Origin of the sequence: Lachnoanaerobaculum sp. Marseille-Q4761 (assembly GCF_017565785.1) — a bacterium.
Lineage (GTDB): Bacteria > Bacillota > Clostridia > Lachnospirales > Lachnospiraceae > Lachnoanaerobaculum.
Genome location: NZ_JAGEKB010000006.1, coordinates 1 through 1865 on the forward strand (window position 1 = coordinate 1; position 1865 = coordinate 1865).

General features: G+C 35.5%; 1 protein-coding gene and 1 pseudogene. Both read left to right on the plus strand.

Going from position 1 to position 1865, the window contains the following annotated elements; translation table 11 throughout:
* On the plus strand, positions 1–326 hold a 326-nt coding region (locus J4O15_RS15530), incomplete at its 5' end, for a TnpV protein (RefSeq protein ID WP_208101465.1).
* Positions 212–1865: pseudogene (locus J4O15_RS15535) on the plus strand (helicase-related protein); the annotation flags it as partial. The gene J4O15_RS15530 and the pseudogene J4O15_RS15535, both read left to right, overlap by 115 nt.

A 1865-nucleotide genomic window follows, 5' to 3' on the forward strand; every position in this document is an offset into this window, starting at 1 on the left:
AAGTTCTGATACCGAATATCAAGATGCCAAAGATAATAGATCAGAGCAGGCTGAACAGATTTGGCAGGGAGAGACTAAAATTCCTGAAAGAAAACAGGGAGAATCAGTATCAGAGCATGTATTACAGAGGGACATTGATGGAGCATCTTCTAAATATAGAGGAACAGGCACAGGAATTTTTGGAGAAGGAGGAGCCGAAAATGATGGAGGCTTGGGGGCTTACAAACGAACTGAAGTCGGAAGATTTTCTGAAATATACGGGACTGAAGAAAAATCTCGATATGACACTTACAAGGATGGTATTGGAACAGATAGTCTGGGCATAGAAAATGATTCACAATTAAATATCAGAAATATTGAAAGGGAAGTCGATAAGACTTCTTTTTCTTTTGCCCAGAATGAAGGCGGTCAGGTGCGATTTAACTTGCCCTTACAGCAAAAAGAAGTAGATACGGTTTTAATTTATGGAGGAAATGAAGAAAACCTAAGATTAAAGGTTTTGGCTGAGTATTCCAAGGGGAAAAGTATAGAAGAATTATCCGGATTTCTTAAAGATACTTTTAAAGGTGGAAACGGTTATGAGGTAGCCGGGAATAAGGTTTGCGCATGGTATGATAAAGAAGGAATCTACTTATCCAATGATATTTCATCAAAAACAAATCCTATGCAGATTTTATCATGGTCTGATGCGTCAAAGCGTATAGGAGAGCTTATTGAAAGCAGTGAATATGCAACCAATGTAGAGGTGGCGGAAGCTTTTTCTTATGAAAGAAAAGAACTTGCTAAAAAGCTGTGGTACTTAAAAAGAGATTTTGCAGATGATTTAAAAAAAGAATACCTACAGGTTCTTGATCGAACAGAAAAACAAGGATTTCCTAATGAAACCGAAGAACTTACAGAAAAGCTTAGAAGTCCTGAATTTAGGAATAAACTTAGAGAAGAATATAGCATATTTTTACAGGACTATATGGGAAATAAGGGGATATTAAGATTTCATTTTCATAAGCCGGATGAGATTTTACAAAGGTTAAATGATTTGGAGATACCAAGGAAGGAACTTAGTTCCGGTCTTATGGAATTACCGAGAATAAAAGAATTTATCACAGAAGATGAGATAGATGAAAACTTAAGAAGTGGAAGCGGTATTTCAGGAGGTAAAAAACGGATTGCTGACTTTTTTAGAGAAAATCATACACTTTCAGAACAGGCGGAGTTTTTAAAAAATGAGTACGGCACAGGTGGAAGAACTCATGCTTTATCAGGAAATATGGAAAGCAGTGAATGGCATGATGCTAAGGGAATAGGTCTTAAAAAGGGAAACTCTCCCAAGCTTATACTTAGCTGGAGTCAGGTTGCAGTAAGGGTTAAAAACTTAATAAAGAATGGTAGATACGAAAGTAAGGATGTTGTGTCCGATATACAAAAACAGAAAAAATCAAAAGAAGAAAATATAGAGTCAGAGAATTTTAATCCGGAAGAAGAACAGGATATAACGGATAAAGAAAACGGTACCGCCATTGATCCGGATATACAAAGGGAAGAAGAAATTCTTCTAATTCAGGATGAAAGAGAAGTATCTTATGAAGAAGCTGAAAAAATCCATGAGTTACAAATAGAAAGAGAAAAGAGCTTCAGCCCGAAAAATATCTTAAATCAAAATATATTGTATACAGATGAAAATCAAAAGGATTACTGGGTGGTGGAATTTCATGAAAAATCAGGTCTAACAGAAAAAGACTATACAGGTATGATTGTTACAAAGGATCTTCTTAATGAAATAAAAGAGTTGGATGAAAAAATAAGTATACATAATGAAACTGTAGGCAAAGATAAGTATGGGCAAATGACAGATGAGTGGTTAGGGT